The sequence below is a fragment of the Parahoeflea alexandrii genome, assembly GCF_024105735.1.
GTDB classification, from domain to species: domain Bacteria; phylum Pseudomonadota; class Alphaproteobacteria; order Rhizobiales; family Rhizobiaceae; genus Hoeflea; species Hoeflea alexandrii.
The window spans coordinates 755,799-771,654 of record NZ_JAAAML010000002.1 but is presented as its reverse complement, the minus strand read 5'-3'; the positions used below and the strand labels follow the sequence as shown (position 1 = coordinate 771,654).

At 63.2% G+C, this 15,856-nt stretch carries 11 protein-coding genes; 2 read left to right on the top strand and 9 right to left on the bottom strand.

Going from position 1 to position 15,856, the window contains the following annotated elements; all coding sequences use genetic code 11:
- Positions 1–3 precede the first annotated feature (3 nt).
- Both fabB and fabI read left to right on the top strand, forming a co-directional pair.
- Positions 4–1,227, top strand: coding sequence for a beta-ketoacyl-ACP synthase I (gene fabB, locus GTW23_RS13260; protein ID WP_152010747.1), 1,224 nt, complete (start codon positions 4–6; stop codon positions 1,225–1,227).
- Positions 1,228–1,247: 20 nt separating this feature from the next.
- Entirely contained in the window at positions 1,248–2,063 is an 816-nt protein-coding gene (gene fabI, locus GTW23_RS13255) for an enoyl-ACP reductase FabI (RefSeq protein WP_252916106.1), read from the top strand.
- Between the two features lie 169 nt (positions 2,064–2,232).
- On the opposite strand, the gene GTW23_RS13250 is transcribed toward fabI, so the two are convergent.
- The 9 genes from GTW23_RS13250 to infB form a co-directional block, all read right to left on the bottom strand.
- Positions 2,233–2,898 carry a ferredoxin reductase domain-containing protein gene (locus GTW23_RS13250; RefSeq protein ID WP_252916105.1) on the bottom strand — a complete coding sequence of 222 codons (666 nt, stop codon included), beginning with the start codon at positions 2,896–2,898 and terminating at the stop codon, positions 2,233–2,235.
- Between the two features lie 103 nt (positions 2,899–3,001).
- A complete protein-coding gene (locus GTW23_RS13245; RefSeq protein ID WP_252916104.1) occupies positions 3,002–6,760 on the bottom strand; it encodes an autotransporter domain-containing protein in 3,759 nt (1,252 codons plus the stop codon).
- Between the two features lie 248 nt (positions 6,761–7,008).
- Entirely contained in the window at positions 7,009–7,947 is a 939-nt protein-coding gene (locus GTW23_RS13240; protein ID WP_252916103.1) for a helix-turn-helix domain-containing protein, read from the bottom strand.
- Between the two features lie 335 nt (positions 7,948–8,282).
- The gene (gene pnp / locus GTW23_RS13235) at positions 8,283–10,403 is read right to left on the bottom strand and encodes a polyribonucleotide nucleotidyltransferase (RefSeq protein WP_252916102.1); all 2,121 of its coding nucleotides are present in this window, start codon (positions 10,401–10,403) and stop codon (positions 8,283–8,285) included.
- A 341-nt stretch (positions 10,404–10,744) separates the two neighbouring features.
- Complete coding sequence (rpsO, locus tag GTW23_RS13230; RefSeq protein ID WP_152010753.1) at positions 10,745–11,014, bottom strand: 30S ribosomal protein S15; 270 nt, start codon at positions 11,012–11,014, stop codon at positions 10,745–10,747.
- A gap of 209 nt (positions 11,015–11,223) precedes the next feature.
- Positions 11,224–11,577, bottom strand: coding sequence for a hypothetical protein (locus tag GTW23_RS13225; RefSeq protein WP_252916101.1), 354 nt, complete (start codon positions 11,575–11,577; stop codon positions 11,224–11,226).
- A 103-nt stretch (positions 11,578–11,680) separates the two neighbouring features.
- The gene (truB, locus tag GTW23_RS13220; protein WP_252916322.1) at positions 11,681–12,616 is read right to left on the bottom strand and encodes a tRNA pseudouridine(55) synthase TruB; all 936 of its coding nucleotides are present in this window, start codon (positions 12,614–12,616) and stop codon (positions 11,681–11,683) included.
- A 1-nt stretch (position 12,617) separates the two neighbouring features.
- Positions 12,618–13,064 carry a 30S ribosome-binding factor RbfA gene (rbfA, locus tag GTW23_RS13215; RefSeq protein ID WP_152010756.1) on the bottom strand — a complete coding sequence of 149 codons (447 nt, stop codon included), beginning with the start codon at positions 13,062–13,064 and terminating at the stop codon, positions 12,618–12,620.
- A 90-nt stretch (positions 13,065–13,154) separates the two neighbouring features.
- Positions 13,155–15,809: a translation initiation factor IF-2 gene (gene infB / locus GTW23_RS13210; protein ID WP_252916100.1), complete on the bottom strand. Its 2,655-nt coding sequence runs from the start codon at positions 15,807–15,809 to the stop codon at positions 13,155–13,157.
- Between the last annotated feature and the right edge of the window lie 47 nt (positions 15,810–15,856).

The window sequence follows — 15,856 nt, the reverse complement described above, 5'->3', positions numbered from 1 at the left end:
GACATGAGACGAGTCGTCGTGACAGGCATGGGGATCGTATCCTCCATCGGCAACACCGCGGACGAGGTGACACAATCCCTCCGCGAGGCCAAATCGGGCATCAGTTTCAGCGAGGACTTTGCAGAGCATGGCTTCCGCAGCCAGGTCTGGGGTGCGCCGACGCTGGATCCCACCGAGATGGTCGACCGCCGCGCCATGCGCTTCCTGTCGCGCGGCGGCGCCTGGAACCATGTCGCCATGAAACAGGCGATCGAGGATGCCGGCCTTTCGGAGACCGAGATCAGCAATGAACGCACCGGCATCGTGATGGGTTCGGGCGGACCGTCAACGCGGACGCTGATCGACGCCGCCGACATCACGCGCAAGAACGGCAGCCCGAAGCGCATCGGCCCGTTTGCAGTGCCCAAGGCAATGTCCTCGACCGCATCGGCAACGCTTGCAACCTGGTTCAAGATCCACGGCGTGAACTACTCGATCTCGTCGGCCTGCTCGACTTCGGCGCATTGCATCGGCAACGCGGCGGAAATGATCCAGTGGGGCAAGCAGGACATGATGTTTGCCGGCGGACACGAGGATCTGGACTGGACCATGTCGAACCTGTTCGACGCGATGGGCGCCATGAGTTCGAAGTACAACGAGACCTCGCCGACCAGCGCAAGCCGCGCCTATGACATCAGCCGCGACGGCTTCGTGATTGCCGGCGGCGCCGGCGTTCTGGTTCTCGAGGAACTCGAGCATGCAAAAGCCCGCGGTGCCAAGATCTACGCCGAACTGACCGGTTACGGCGCAACATCAGACGGCTACGACATGGTCGCCCCGTCAGGTGAAGGCGCTGTCCGATGCATGCGCCAGGCACTTTCGACAGTGAAGGGGCGGGTTGACTACATCAACACCCACGGCACATCGACGCCGGTGGGCGATTCCAAGGAAATCGGCGCGATCCGGGAAGTCTTCGGCAACGACATGCCGCATGTGCAGTCGACCAAGTCGCTGACCGGTCATTCACTCGGTGCGACGGGCGTTCAGGAGGCGATCTACTCGCTTCTGATGATGAAGGAGAACTTCATCGGCGAAAGCGCCCATATCACCGAACTGGACCCTGAATTCGACGGTGTGCCGATCGTGCGCTCGCGCATCGATGATGCGAAGATCGACACGGTGCTGTCGAACTCGTTCGGCTTCGGGGGGACCAATGCCACGCTGGTCTTCCAGCGTCACAACGGGTGAGATCGAAGGGGATGACGGGGATGGACGGTATCATGAAAGGCAAGCGCGGCCTGATCATGGGGGTCGCCAATGACCACTCGATCGCGTGGGGGATTGCCAAGCAACTGGCTGACGCCGGGGCCGAACTGGCGTTCACCTACCAGGGCGAAGGCTTTGGCCGCAGGGTGAAGCCGCTGGCGGAAAGTGTCGGCTCGAAGCTGATACTGCCTTGCGATGTCGAGGACATTGCTACAGTGGACCAGGTGTTCGAGCGACTCAAGGCCGAATGGGGCACGATCGATTTCGTGGTCCACGCCATCGGATTTTCCGACAAGTCGGAGCTCAAGGGCCGCTATGCCGACGTGACGACGCGGGCCAACTTCTCGCGCACCATGGTGATCTCGGCCTATTCCTTCACCGAAGTGGCGCAGCGCGCAGCCCCGCTGATGAGCGAAGGCGGTTCGATCCTGACGCTGACCTATGGCGGCTCGATGCGGGTGATGCCGAACTACAACGTGATGGGTGTCGCCAAAGCCGCGCTTGAAGCCATGGTGCGTTACCTGGCCGCCGATTACGGCCAGAACGGCATCCGCGTCAACGCGATCTCGGCCGGGCCGGTGCGTACGCTGGCGGGCGCGGGCATCGGCGATGCCCGGGCCATGTTCAATTACCAGAAAAAGAATGCGCCGCTGCGCCGCACCGTCGATATCGGCGATGTCGGCAAGTCGGCGCTTTACCTGCTTTCGGACCTTTCGTCGGGCGTGACCGGCGAGATCCACTACGTGGATTCGGGCTTCAACATCACCTCGATGCCGATCGTCTCCGAGTTGAAGCGGACCGACACGGAACCGAGCTAGAGGCTGCCAGCCTGCCGCATGCAGAAGCCCCGGATTGCAGGATCCGGGGCTTTTTCACGTGTGCAAGCGGACGATGGGAGCGAAACCAGCCGAATTCTCCGCCGTGGCGTCGGGGCTCATTGCTCAGACCATTCCACCGCGGTGGCTTACCCACAGCGCGGACCCCTCATCACTCCTCGAAGACCAGCCCGTCCGGGTCGGCACCGATCTGCCTGAGCGCGTCGTTGATGCTCTCTACCATATCGTCGGGGCCACAGACATAGAACTGCTGATCCGTGTTTCCGATCAGGCGTTCGAGCATCGGCTTGTCGATACGGCCATGCTCGAAACCGTTCTTTTTCTCTTCGGAGAGGACGTAAACCACCTCGAGGCCCGGCATGGCATCGAACTCGTCTCGCAGGATGATGTCTGCCTCGCGCTTGTTGGCGAAGATCAGCCGATGGCCGGACAACTCACCACGCTCCTTGAGCATGCGGAGAATCGCGATGAACGGGGTGACACCGGCACCGCCGGCAATGAATGTGCCCTTCCCCTTGTACTCGATGGTGCCCCAGGGATCGCCGACAATGAAGCTGTCGCCCACTTTCATCTTGCCGATCTGTTCGGTCAGTCCGTCGTGCGAAGGGTAGACCTTGATGGTGAACTGCAACTCGTCCCATTCGGGCAGTGCGGTGAAGGTGAAGGGATTGCCCGCATCACGCCAGCCGTCCTTGTCGATCCCCACCTCCGCCGCCTGTCCCGGCGTGAACTCGAAGCCCTCGGGTTTCTCGAAGGTCAGCTGACGGACATTGTGGGTGATTTCCTCGATGCTGGCGATGGCAAGCGTATGGCTCATGAAGTGTGCTCCTGCGTTTGTCTTGCCGGGGCAATGCGTGAGTGAGGGTGATTGTTCCCCTTCCGGCAGCAATAGGCCCGCGGCAATACCGCGCGCTGCCGGTTCAGAAGGATTTCGAGAACCTGGCTGCGACCCCATGGCTTTGTGTCCGGGTGCCCAGTTCACCCTGGTAGTCGAGGTTGAAGATCGCGCCATCCTCGAAATTCAGCCTGAGCCCGGCTTCGATCTGCGCAGTGTCACGATCGAGCGGCAGGCCCGAGATGGTGAAAGCGTTGCCCGAGGAAAAGCGCATGCTCGAGGACTGCTCGGGGTCGCCAATCATGTGGGACCAGCCCAGAGACCCTCCGAGCGATGCGGTATAGCTCTCGCCAGCCGCCACCTGACGCTCGACGCGCAGGCCGATGGTGGTAACGCCCAGGGTCTGAGAGGCCGAAGCAACAGAGAGCGCCGCCGCGCCACCGGTCTCGGTGAAGGCGGGGGTGTGCTGATGGATCAGTGCGATGGCTGCAAAGGGCTCGAACCGGGCGCCGCCGCCTTCAAGAGAGTAGCCGACCTCGCCAAAGAGCTGGGCGGTCGAGGCGACATGGCCCGTACTCAGAGTATTGCGAAGGGTCCCAGCGGACACGTGGCGGCTCGTGGATAGGTCGTGAAGGGCGTAGCTGGCGCCGAGGCGGAGGCCGAGCGGACCGACCTGACGCCCTGCATAAGCCCCCAGCGTATAGCTGTGCGCATCGCCGGAAGAGACGCGGGCATCGACATTGAAGCTGACGTTGCCGTAGCCCGCCATCAGACCGCCGCGCCATCCCGCAGCCATGTCCGCATCGGCCCCGAAAAGGAACCCGCCGCTCGTGGTGTTCATGCCCGCGGCGTTGCCATTGCCGCCGAACCGGCTCCAGCTGCCATAGGTGTGCCCCCAGACTGCAGCGCCAACGGGCACGCCGCCGAGGTCGTCGAAAGCCATCACCGGCTGGTTGCCGCCGGGAACTCCTTCGAAGGCCGAGCGAATACGGTTGCCGGCAGCGTCCCGGGCAAAGCGGCTGTTCCCGATGAACAGGCCCGCAGTAGAAGCATGGATCTCGCCCGACAGGCTGTCAAAAGCGGTTCGGGCACTGGCCTGGTTGAGCACAACGACCGCGTCATAGACCGCGTTGCCGGCGCGCAGGCTGTCCAGGCCGTTGGCCGCCGCGCGCTGGTTTGCGGTGATGGCGGCGGCGGCAAAGCTTGTATCATTCCGGGTCAAAGTCAGGGTGACCGCGTTGGCGCCATAGCCGAGCGCCGCATCGAGGAAGGCAAAATTTTCGCTCACCGAACCGAAAGTGCCGGTGATCCCGGCTCCCGCGGTGATGATCGTGTAGGTGGTCGAGACGGCATAGGTGGAGCCATCGTCCGTGCCATTCTCGGCGGCAACAGTGACCTTGGCGCCGCTGTCGATGGTGACCGTGCCTGTGGCGGCGAGCCTGTCAGAGTTGCCGGCGCTGTCGACCTCGACAGCATAGGTGGAGCCGGAGGCGAAGGCGGAATTCCCGGCGACATTAAGGGTGCCGATGGAATTGCCCGGCGCGATCGTGCTGCCGGTACTCGCGGTAAGGCCGCCTAGCGTGCCTGACCCGCCCACGGTACCGCCATTCAGGGTCACCGCGCCGATGCTGCCATTGACCACCAGCTTGCCGGCGGAAATCGTGGTGCCGCCGGTGTGGGTGTTCGTCCCGGTCAGCGTCAACGTGCCTGCGCCGGACTTGGTCAGCGAACCCGTGCCGGACATGGCGCCCGCATAGGTCAGGGCACCCGAGCGGTTGAAGATGAGAGCCGAATTGTTGGTGATGTCGCCGCCGATGCTCCCCGAGGCGCCACCGTCGCCGACCTGAAGCGTGCCAGATGAGATCGTCGTGCCACCGGAATGGGTGTTCGTGCCCGTTAACGTCAGCGTGCCCGCGCCGGACTTGGTCAGCGAACCGGTGCCGGACATGGCGCCCGCATAGGCCAGGGCACCCGAGCGGTTGAAGATGAGGACTGCATTGTTGGTAATGTCGCCGCCGATGCTCCCAGAGGCGCCGCCGTTGCCGACCTGAAGCGTGCCAGAGGAGATCGTCGTGCCACCTGAATGGGTGTTCGTCCCGGTCAGCGTCAACGTGCCTGCGCCGGACTTGGTCAGGGAACCCGTGCCGGATATGACGCCAGCATAGGTCAAGGCATCGTTGCGATTGAAGACAAGGGCGGCGTTATTGGTGATATTCCCGCCGATGCTCCCCGAGGCGCCGCCGTCGCCGACCTGAAGCGTGCCAGAGGAGATCGTCGTGCCGCCGGAATGGGTGTTCGTGCCCGTTAACGTCAGCGTGCCCGCGCCGGACTTGGCCAGCGAACCGGTGCCGGAAATATCATCTGAGAAGATCAGAGCATTCGAGCGGTTAAAGGTAAGGGCCGCATTGTTGGTGATGTCGCCGCCGATGCTCCCCGATGTGCCGCCATTGCCGATCTGAAGCATTCCGCCAGAAACCGTCGTGCCGCCGGTATGAGAATTCGCACCGGTGAGCGTCACAGTACCTGCCCCGGACTTGATGAGCGAGCCCGTGCCGCTGATCACACCGGCATAGGTGGCGGTGCCCGACTGGTTCACGGTGAGCCCGGCATTGCCCAACGCAACAGTTCCGCCGGAACCAGACAGCGCCGACATTGTGAGATTGTGCCCGTTGAGATCAAGTGTGCCGCCATTGACAGTGTAGGCCGTATTTGCGGTGAAGGCACCAGCTGAGCCCGCCCGCAAGGTACCCGCTTCGACCGTGGTGCTGCCGGAATGGGTGTTCGTTCCTGTCAAGGTACGCGTGCCCGCACCTGATTTGGTCAGCGACCCCGTGCCGGAGATGTTCCCAGCATAGGTCAAGGTGTCATTGCCATTGAAGATCAGGGAGCTGTTGTTGATGACATTGCCGGTGATGGTTCCGGTCACATAGGCCGTTGCGCTATTGGTCAGATTGCCGGTGAGAGTACCGGCTATGTTGAGCGTGCCACTATTGTTGACCAGATCGTCGGTCAGGTTCACGCCCGTATTGATGTTGATGACCGATCCATTGTTCGTCAGGTCGAGGGTCTGGGACGCGGTCATATTCACCGTCCCGCCCTGCGCGGCCACGCCGCCGGCAAAGGTGCCGCCCGCGGCATTCAGCGTACCACTTTGAACGCTTGTCAGTCCGTTGACCGCTCCGCCCGTGCTGTTGGTGAGGGTTCCGCCATTCACGGTGACGGAATTCGAGATGGTTCCCTCATTCGTGATCGTTCCGCCGGTAAGGGTCGTGCCACCGGCATCGGTCAATGTTGCGTTGAAATTGATCGTGGTCGTCCCGCCGCTCTGCACGAGGTCGGTGTTCAGCGTAAAGGCATCCCCCACGTCAATAACGCCACCGGTCATCGTTGTCGTCCCGACAGTGGCCGAGCCGTCGACATTGAACTCCCCTGTACCGCTGATTGTGACATTGCCGCCAAACGTTCCGCCGCTGGCGATCAGGGTACCGCCGCTGACCGATACCGCGCTGGTGATCGCGCCGCCGCCATTGTTCTGCACCTCGCCACCGCTGATGGCGACCACGCCGTCGGTATCCGTCAGCACACCGCCAGCAGCAACGCGGGTCTCGCCGCCCTGTTGCACGAAATTGGTGGTCAGCGTCACACCGCCTGTCTCAACCAGGACTTGCCCGCCGTTGTTGGTCACGGAGTTGGGTGTCGAAGAAACCGTGACGTTGACCGTGTCACCATTGTTGGCGACAACGTCCCCCGTCAGCGCTTGTGCCCGTGCCGGGTCCATCAGCGCGGACGAGACGACAAGGCTGCCAGTCAGCGCGGTTGCCAGCAGAAGGACTTTCCTGCTCATTTGCAACGAGGAACGGCGAATCTGGACAGTCCGCGGGTGGAGAACCTGGAACGAATGCATTGGGGTCCGGCGATTGCTAAAAATGTTTCGGTGATGAAAACCGACTTCAGTTAGGCAAAATTGTTTCGGCCCAGGACTGGTCCCGGGCATAACCAACAGGCTCATGATAGGAACTCGAAGCAGGAGCGGCTATCCGATAACCGCAACGCCGAGTGCTGAACCGCCGCGCCGGCAAGCCAGGCATGACATCAGGACGCAAGCGTTTCCGAAGGCGTCGCGCCGAACAGGCGTCTGTAGTCTCCGGCAAACCGGCCAAGATGGAAAAAACCGAACCGCATGGCTACCTGCGTGACTGTGGTGCTTGCCGGATCGGCAGATACCAATTCAACGCGCACGCGGTTCAGCCGACAGACCCGAAGGTAGGCAACTGGCGACATTCCGACATACTCGCGAAAGGCATATTGCAAGGTCCGCTCGGAGACCCCCAGTGCCATGCAGATATCAACGACGGTCGGCAGCATATCGGCATCGAAACGATCATCGACGAAGGTTCGGGCGTTTCGGCCGATCTGTAAGGCCCGCCGGCGTTCGCCAAAGGATAGGACGGTGTCATTTTCAGAGGTGGCAGCGATCTTGAGAACAGCATGCAGCAGATGGTTTTGCAGACGAGCGGCATCCGGCGGATGACCGGGCAGATGATGCGCATCGGCGGCGCTCAGCCAGAGGTCGACGATGGTCTTGAACTCACGGTGCATGGGGGTGGGCAACGCCACCACGCCTTGCGGCGGGCTTTCCCACATCGCGGGATTGAGCGCCCTGGCCGCTTGCAGAAACGCCTGCCAGCTGAAACCGACATAGCTCGTCTCGACACCTGCCGGCACATGAATGTCATATTCGACGTTGCCCGGCATGAAGAAGACCGTGTCGCCTTCAACGCTCAGATGTTCCGAAAAACGCGTTGCCTCGCCTGCACTGGACATCGACACCGTACAGAAGTCCGCAGGTGCGAAACCCAGTTTCTGGACGGCAGCAGTCTGGCGTTCGCGGACGATCTTCGGGCCGCCGAAGTCGAGGCTCTGCATTTGCGCGACATGGCGGCCGCTCGAGAGCTGGTAGCACTCCATCTCCACCCATGGCTGGAGGCGCGCCTGCTGCGCGGGGTCCTCGATATCTACCACCCGGTGCATGCTGCCAACGCCCTCCTCCGGTATTGCCCGTGGAGGCAACCCCTCCGATTCTTCACATCCGCGCTCCGCCTCGGCCGGAGTATGCCCGGCAATCCCTGGTCCGCTGCCGAGATGGCCAGTCCCAAGCCTGAATGCTCCCGAAGCGGGTAGCCGTTGCATGGGTCTACTAAGACTTGTCCCGGATCGCAAGTTGCTGGATCGCGGGTGTTCGATCCATGAGCCTGCAAGAGACCGCCTGTTCTCAAAGCGGAAAGCCCCCGGATCGTCAGATCCAGGGGCTTTCTCGTTCATAGGCAAACAGGTGTACTGTTGCCCTTCGGCAATCGCAGCCCGGCTTACTCGCCGGCTTCGACTTCCTTGCCGGTTTCCTGGTCAACGACCTTCATCGACAGGCGGACCTTGCCGCGCTCGTCGAAGCCCAAGAGCTTGACCCAGACCTTCTGGCCTTCCTTGACCACGTCGGAGGTCTTGGCGACACGCTCGGCAGCCAGCTGCGAGATGTGGACCAGGCCGTCCTTGGGACCGAAGAAGTTCACGAAAGCGCCGAAATCGGCGACCTTGACCACGGTGCCTTCATAGATCACGCCGACTTCAGGCTCGGCAACGATCGAGTGGATCCACTTCTTGGCGGCCTCGATTTCCTTGCCCGAGGACGAGGCGATCTTGATGGTGCCGTCGTCGTCGATGTTGATCTTGGCGCCGGTCTTCTCGACGATCTCGCGGATGATCTTGCCGCCGGTGCCGATGACGTCACGGATCTTGTCGACCGGGATGTTCATGACCTCGATGCGCGGAGCGAATTCACCCAGCTGGCCGCGGCTTTCGGACAGGGCGTTGCCCATTTCGCCGAGGATATGGAGGCGGCCGTCCTTGGCCTGGCCAAGCGCGATCTGCATGATTTCCTCGGTGATGCCATCGATCTTGATGTCCATCTGCAGGGCGGTGATGCCGTCGGAGGTACCGGCGACCTTGAAGTCCATGTCGCCCAGGTGATCTTCGTCACCGAGAATGTCGGAAAGGACGGCGAACTGGTCGCCTTCCTTGATCAGGCCCATGGCGATACCGGCAACGGGCTTGGCCAGCGGCACGCCTGCATCCATCAGCGCCAGCGAGGTGCCGCAGACGGTGGCCATCGAGGACGAACCATTGGATTCGGTGATCTCGGACACAACGCGCAGCGTGTAGGGGAACTGCTCGGGCGACGGCATCATCGGGTGGATGGCGCGCCAGGCAAGCTTGCCGTGGCCGATTTCGCGGCGGCCGGGCGAACCGGTACGGCCGGTCTCACCGACCGAGTAGGGCGGGAAGTTGTAGTGCAGCATGAAGGTGGCCTTGTAGGTCCCCGTCAGGCTGTCGACATACTGCTCGTCCTCGCCGGTACCGAGCGTGGCAACGACGATGGCCTGGGTTTCGCCGCGGGTGAACAGCGCCGAGCCATGGGTGCGCGGCAGAAGGCCCACTTCCGAAACGATCGGGCGCACGGTCGACAGATCACGACCGTCGATGCGGCTCTTGGTCTCGAGGATGGCTCCGCGGACGACCTTGGCCTGCAGCGACTTGAAAACCGCGCCGATGACTTCGGACGTAAAGCGGGGCTCTTCGCCCTCAGCCGGTGCAAAGTGGTCCTTGACCTTGGCCTTGACCTCATCGATGGCGGCGTAGCGCGCTGCCTTGTCAGTGTTCTCATAGGCCTTGCGCAGATCCGCTTCGCACATGGCGAGCATTTCGGCTTCAAGTTCGGAATGATCCGGAGCGGCAAAGTCGCGCGGCTCTTTCGCTGCGGCTTCGGCGAGCTTGATGATCGCGTCGATGACCGGCTGCATGGACTTGTGGCCGAACATGACCGCGCCGAGCATGACTTCTTCACCGAGTTCCTTGGCTTCGGATTCAACCATCAGAACGGCGTCGGAAGTGCCCGCAACGATAAGGTCGAGCGCCGATTCCGGCATTTCGTCGACATGCGGGTTGAGCACGTAATCGCCGTTGATGTAGCCGACGCGGGCGCCTGCAATCGGGCCCATGAAGGGGATGCCGGAGATGGTCAGGGCAGCCGAGGCTGCGACCAGCGCCAGAATGTCGGGGTTGTTTTCCAGGTCATGCTGCAGAACGGTGATGATGATCTGGGTGTCGTTCTTGTAGCCATCGGGAAAGAGCGGGCGCAGCGGGCGGTCGATGAGGCGCGACGTCAGCGTCTCGTTTTCGCTCGGGCGGCCTTCGCGCTTGAAATAGCCGCCGGGGATCTTGCCGGCCGCATAGGTCTTTTCCTGGTAGTTGACGGTCAGCGGAAAGAAGTCCTGGCCGGGCTTGGGCGATTTCGCCGAAACGACGGTGGCCAGCACGGTGGTCTCGCCGTAGGAGGCGATAACGGCGCCATCGGCCTGGCGGGCAACCTTGCCGGTTTCCAGGGTGAGCGGACGACCGCCCCATTCAATCTCGACCTTGTGGGTATCGAACATGTCTTGTCCTTCAAGTGCGGGCATGTGGGCGTGACCGGTTTTCGGCCGCGCGCTTCACTGTCCCGTGTGTTTAAGCGCATCTCGGGCAAGACAGCGGGAGGCTTTGAGGGACCGCGTTGCAAACCGCGGCAAAAGCATCCGGCAATCCTGCCCCATGACAGGCCATTCTGGTGTCGTCGGAACCGGACTACCCGGTCTTCGGACGGTTGCGGCGCGATTTTCCGGCCCTCTGGCCAGTGGCGCGCGCCTTGGCGCCGGGATCCCGTTCCAGGTCTGTCAGGACCGGAAGCGGGGAAAGCATCCGGCGGGCGAAACACGTGGCCCGCCCGCCGGAGAACCGTTTAGCGGCGGATGCCCAGACGGGCGATCAGCGCAGCATAGCGCGCTTCGTCCTTGCGCTTGACGTAATCAAGCAGCGAACGGCGCGTGGAAACCATCGTCAACAGCCCGCGGCGTGAGTGGTTGTCCTTCTTGTTTTCCTTGAAGTGGCCGGTCAGGTTGTTGATCCGTTCGGTGAGAATGGCAACCTGGACTTCCGGCGAACCGGTATCGCCTGGCTTCGTGGCGTATTCTTCGATCAGCGCAGCCTTGCGCTCAGCAGTAATCGACATCGTAAATCCTTTCAGTCTGGATGGATATGGCGCCCGCTGCCGGGATGTCGTCCAGCAGGGGCCTCGAAGCGTCACGCCGGACAAACCGGCGATAACGGCTGGGCTATAGGCCAAATGCGGCAAAATTGAAAGGGAAATGTGGGGTGCGCCCGGGCCACGCCCGCTTCAAGGTTACCAAGGCCGGCATCGGCGCGCGTGAAGCCGCCGCGTCAGCAACCTCGCTTGACATAGGCATCCGGCACCGCCTCGATCCAGGCCACGGAGCCTGCATCATCCCGGGAGACATACGGACCGTCGGCGACACAGTAGAAACCGCCCCGGAATCCGTCAAAATCGGAGGTGTTGATCACCCGCGATCCGGCGCCGCCGCCGACCATGGGACCGCCCAGATCGATGAGTTGCCGCTTGGCGTCGACACGGCTCTTCGAACACCCCAGAACGATGTACCAACCGCAACCCTGGGCATCGAAACCTGGGCTCTGGGCGCCCGACGGAGCGGCGCCAGCGACAAGGGTGATGGCGGCAAGACCTGCGATTGAGATGACAATGGATCGTGATTTCAAGGCTGGTTACCCCCCGAACGTGTTCCCTGCCCGCACGAATGCGGCCGGCGCGGCTTTCAGGCGATCAGTGTGCAACAGCGCAAGGGCCGCCGCAAGACGGTGATCAGGCCTTGAACACCCGCCGGGGACGGAACTCGCCGCCGGCGACTTCGCCGATCGAGAGCAGCTGGCCGCGCACGAAGGCGCAAGCATCGTCGGTTGCGACCGGCGCATCGCGTCCGCGCAGGATGATCGGGTTGCCCATGCGTATGCGATGGGCCTGATCCTCGCTGACATCGATGCGGGGCAGCATGCCGAGCGCCTCGCCTGCAGGCACCAGATAGGCATCCAACCGGGCAAGCCGCTCGGTATCGTCCTCGATTTCCTCGAGAGCCACCAGATCGGCGAGCGGCACCATCACCTCTTCTGAAAACGGAGCGACCATGGTGCGGCGCAGGGCCGAGATATGGCCGCAGCAGCCAAGCTGACGGCCAAAATCGCGGGCCAGCGCCCGCACATAGGTGCCCTTGCCGCACTCGACCTCGAACACCGCATGGTCGGCGTCCGGACATCCCAGCAGCGTGATGCGGTGGATCTCGACCTCGCGGGCGGGGATTTCCACCACCTCGCCGTCACGCGCCATGTCATAGGCACGCTCGCCGGCTATCTTGACTGCGGAAAAGGCCGGCGGAACCTGCTCGATGACGCCGGTATAGGCCGGCAGGATAGCCTCGATGGCCGCCTTGTCGGGGCGCGCGTCGGAACTTGCCGTCACCTTGCCCTCGAGATCGTCGGTGTTGCGCTCCTCGCCCCAGGCGACGGTGAACTCATATATCTTGCGGCCGTCCATGACATAGGGGACCGTCTTGGTGGCGTCGCCGAGCGCAATCGGCAGCATGCCCGAGGCCAGCGGATCGAGAGTGCCGGCATGGCCTGCCTTTTCGGCCTTGAACAGCCACTTGATCTTCGAGACAGCCTCGGTCGAGCCGAAATCCCACGGTTTGTCGAGAACCAGCCAGCCGGAAACCGGACGGCCCTTCTTCTTGCCACGACGCCCCATTTCAGGCTTTCCCTTCGCCTTCGGGGCCGGCGCCATCACCGGTCTCGTCCGCATCCTCGTCATGGTCGAGATCGCGGGCGACTTCGGGCGAGCGCAACAGCGCGTCGATCTTCGAATAGTTCTCGAAGCTGGTGTCGTCGCGGAAGCGAAGTTCGGGGATGTTGCGCATCTGGCGCAGATCCGGCGAGACGCGGCCGCGGATGAAGCGGGCATTCTTGTTGAGCGCCGCGATGGTTTTGGCGTGATCGTCGACGCCGAGCGGCGTGACGTAGGCGGTGGCGACCTGCAGGTCGGGCGACATGCGCACCTCGGTCACCGAGATCAGGGTGTTGGAGATCACCGGATCACGGACCTCACCACGCTGCAGGACCTGGGTGATGGCGGCGCGCACCTGCTCGCCGACACGGAGCATGCGCTGGGACGGACCCGATGAGGATGACTTGGCCATGGTGTTCCAACCGAAAGTGCGGGCACGACGGCCCGAGACAGCGCAAGACGGAGGCTTGCCCGGCGCCGAAGCGCCGGGATCGCTATCCGATCAGAGCGTGCGGGTGACGTGTTCGACGCGGAAGCACTCGATGACGTCGCCTGCGCGGATGTCCTCGTAGTTCTCGAAGGCCATGCCGCATTCCTGGCCGCCATTGACCTCGGCGACTTCGTCCTTGAAGCGCTTGAGGGTCTTGAGCTTGCCTTCGTGAATGACAACGTTGTCGCGGATCAGGCGGACGCCTGCGCCACGCTCGACCTTGCCTTCGGTGACACGGCAACCGGCAACCTTGCCGACCTTGGTGATGTTGAACACCTCGAGGATCTCGGCATTGCCGAGGAAGGTCTCGCGACGTTCCGGCGACAGCATGCCCGACATGGCGGCTTTCACGTCATCCACCAGATCGTAGATGATGTTGTAGTAGCGGATCTCGACGCCATCGCGCTCGGCCGCGTCGCGCGCCTGCTTGTTGGCGCGGACGTTGAAGCCGATGATCGCCGCGCCCGAAGCTTCGGCCAGCGAGATATCGGATTCGGTGATGGCGCCTGCGCCGGAATGGATGATCCGGGCGCGAACCTCGTCGGTGCCGAGCTTCTCGATGGCACCGGCAATGGCCTCGATCGAGCCCTGCACGTCACCCTTGACCAGAAGCGGAAACTCCTGGCTGCCGGTGTCCTGCAGCTGGGTCATCATCTGCTCGAGGGAACCACGTGTTCCGCTCTGGCGTGCCGCCGCCTTGTCGCGGGCAAGCCGCTGGCGATACTCGGCAATTTCACGAGCGCGGCTTTCATTCTCGACCACGGCAAAGCGGTCGCCGGCCTGCGGCGTGCCCTGAAGGCCGAGAATCTCAACCGGGAACGCGGGTCCGGCTTCCTTGACATGCTCGCCACGGTCATTGACCAGGGCGCGCACACGGCCCCACTGGTCGCCGGCGACGAGAATTTCGCCCGGCTTGAGCGTACCGGTCTGAACCAGAACGGTGGCAACCGAGCCGCGGCCACGATCAAGCTTGGCCTCGATCACGACACCCTCGGCGGTGCGATCGGGGTTGGCCTTGAGATCGAGAAGTTCGGCCTGCAGCAGGATGGCATCAAGCAGCTTGTCGAGGTTGAGCTGCTTGGTGGCGGAGACCTCGACGTCGAGGACTTCACCGCCCATGCTTTCAACGAAGACTTCATGCTGCAGGAGATCGGTCCGGACCTTCTGCGCATCAGCCGTCGGCTTGTCGATCTTGTTGATCGCCACGATGATCGGAACACCGGCCGCCTTGGCGTGATTGATCGATTCAATCGTCTGCGGCATCACGGCGTCGTCGGCCGCGACCACGAGAATGGCGATATCGGTGGCCTGGGCGCCGCGGGCACGCATCGCGGTAAAGGCGGCGTGGCCCGGAGTATCGATGAAGGTGATCAGCTGACCGTTCTTCTCGACCTGGTAGGCACCGATGTGCTGGGTGATGCCGCCGGCTTCCCCCGAAACCACATTGGCATCGCGGATGGCATCGAGCAGCGAGGTCTTGCCGTGGTCGACATGGCCCATGATGGTGACCACCGGAGGCCGAGATACCATCTCGCCACCTTCGTCCTCGACATTGAAGATGCCCAGTTCGACATCGGATTCCGAGACGCGGCGGACGGTGTGGCCGAATTCACCGGCAATCAGCTCGGCCAGATCGGCGTCGATGACGTCGCCCGGCTTCATCATCTGGCCTTCCTTCATCAGGTACTTGATCACGTCGACCGAGCGTTCGGCCATACGCTGCGAGAGTTCCTGGATGGTGATGGTTTCAGGCAGGGTGACTTCGCGGGCAATCTTCTCGCGCGGTTCCTGCGCCATCGACCGGCGCATCTTTTCCTGACGGCGGCGCATGGCCGACAGCGAGCGGCCGCGCGAATTGCCGTCATCGTTGAGAGCAGCGGTCAGCGTCAGCTTGCCGCGGCGGCGATCTTCTTCTGCCTTCGGACGGGCCGGCTTGGGCGTTTCGGGCCGCGTGACCTTGGCGCCCGGTCGTGCCGGGCCACCGGGACGGGCCGCGCCACCCGAGCGGGAGGGAGCCTCTTCTTCCGCAGCATCGCGACGGCGACCGCGCGGGGCCTCTTCGGCGGCCGGCGGAATAGCCTCTGCAGGTGCGTTGACAGCAGCTTCCTCCGCGGCAACAGCCTGCTCAGCGGCTTCCTTGGCCAGCCGGGCATCCTCTTCCGCCTTGATGCGGGCGGCCTCAGCCTCTTCGGCTGCACGGCGTGCATCTTCCTCGGCGCGGCGCGCGGCCTCTTCTTCGGCCCGCTTGCGCTCCTCGACATCGCGGATGCGGCTGTCCTGAAGGGCGCGACGGCGCGCCTCGACTTCACTTGCGGAAAGCTGGTTGAGAACGGCACCACGCGGCGCAGGCTTGGCAGCCGGTGCGCGCGCGGGAGCCGAAGGAGCAGCCGGCGTTGCCGCGGCGCCTGCCGCAGACTTGGCGGCCGGAGCCGGTTCCGCAGGCTTTTCAGCCGCGGGCGCCGGACGTGGCTTCAGGGTCACCGGCGGGACCGGCTTGTCGTCTTCAGGACGGTTGATGCGGCGCTTGCGCGTCTCCACCACCACCGCCTTTGTGCGCCCACGGCCCATCTCCTGGCGCACCATCCCCTGTTCCACAGAGGGGCGCTTCAGCGAGAAGGTCTTCTTGCCGGTAACACTGGTTGTCTTGTCGTCGTTGCTGTCGCTCATTCCGTATCCGTTTCCGCGGGAAGCCGCATCGCACCTGTGCGCGCCGG

Excerpts from the sequence above, each read along its gene's own strand:
- infB (WP_252916100.1), bottom strand. The coding sequence starts at position 15,809 with ATGAGCGACAGCAACGACGACAAGACAACCAGTGTTACCGGCAAGAAG.
- fabB (WP_152010747.1), top strand. The coding sequence starts at position 4 with ATGAGACGAGTCGTCGTGACAGGCATGGGGATCGTATCCTCCATCGGC.
- pnp (WP_252916102.1), bottom strand. The coding sequence starts at position 10,403 with ATGTTCGATACCCACAAGGTCGAGATTGAATGGGGCGGTCGTCCGCTC.
- truB (WP_252916322.1), bottom strand. The coding sequence starts at position 12,616 with ATGGGGCGTCGTGGCAAGAAGAAGGGCCGTCCGGTTTCCGGCTGGCTG.
- GTW23_RS13245 (WP_252916104.1), bottom strand. The coding sequence starts at position 6,760 with ATGAGCAGGAAAGTCCTTCTGCTGGCAACCGCGCTGACTGGCAGCCTT.
- rpsO (WP_152010753.1), bottom strand. The coding sequence starts at position 11,014 with ATGTCGATTACTGCTGAGCGCAAGGCTGCGCTGATCGAAGAATACGCC.
- rbfA (WP_152010756.1), bottom strand. The coding sequence starts at position 13,064 with ATGGCCAAGTCATCCTCATCGGGTCCGTCCCAGCGCATGCTCCGTGTC.
- GTW23_RS13240 (WP_252916103.1), bottom strand. The coding sequence starts at position 7,947 with ATGCACCGGGTGGTAGATATCGAGGACCCCGCGCAGCAGGCGCGCCTC.
- fabI (WP_252916106.1), top strand. The coding sequence starts at position 1,248 with ATGGACGGTATCATGAAAGGCAAGCGCGGCCTGATCATGGGGGTCGCC.
- GTW23_RS13250 (WP_252916105.1), bottom strand. The coding sequence starts at position 2,898 with ATGAGCCATACGCTTGCCATCGCCAGCATCGAGGAAATCACCCACAAT.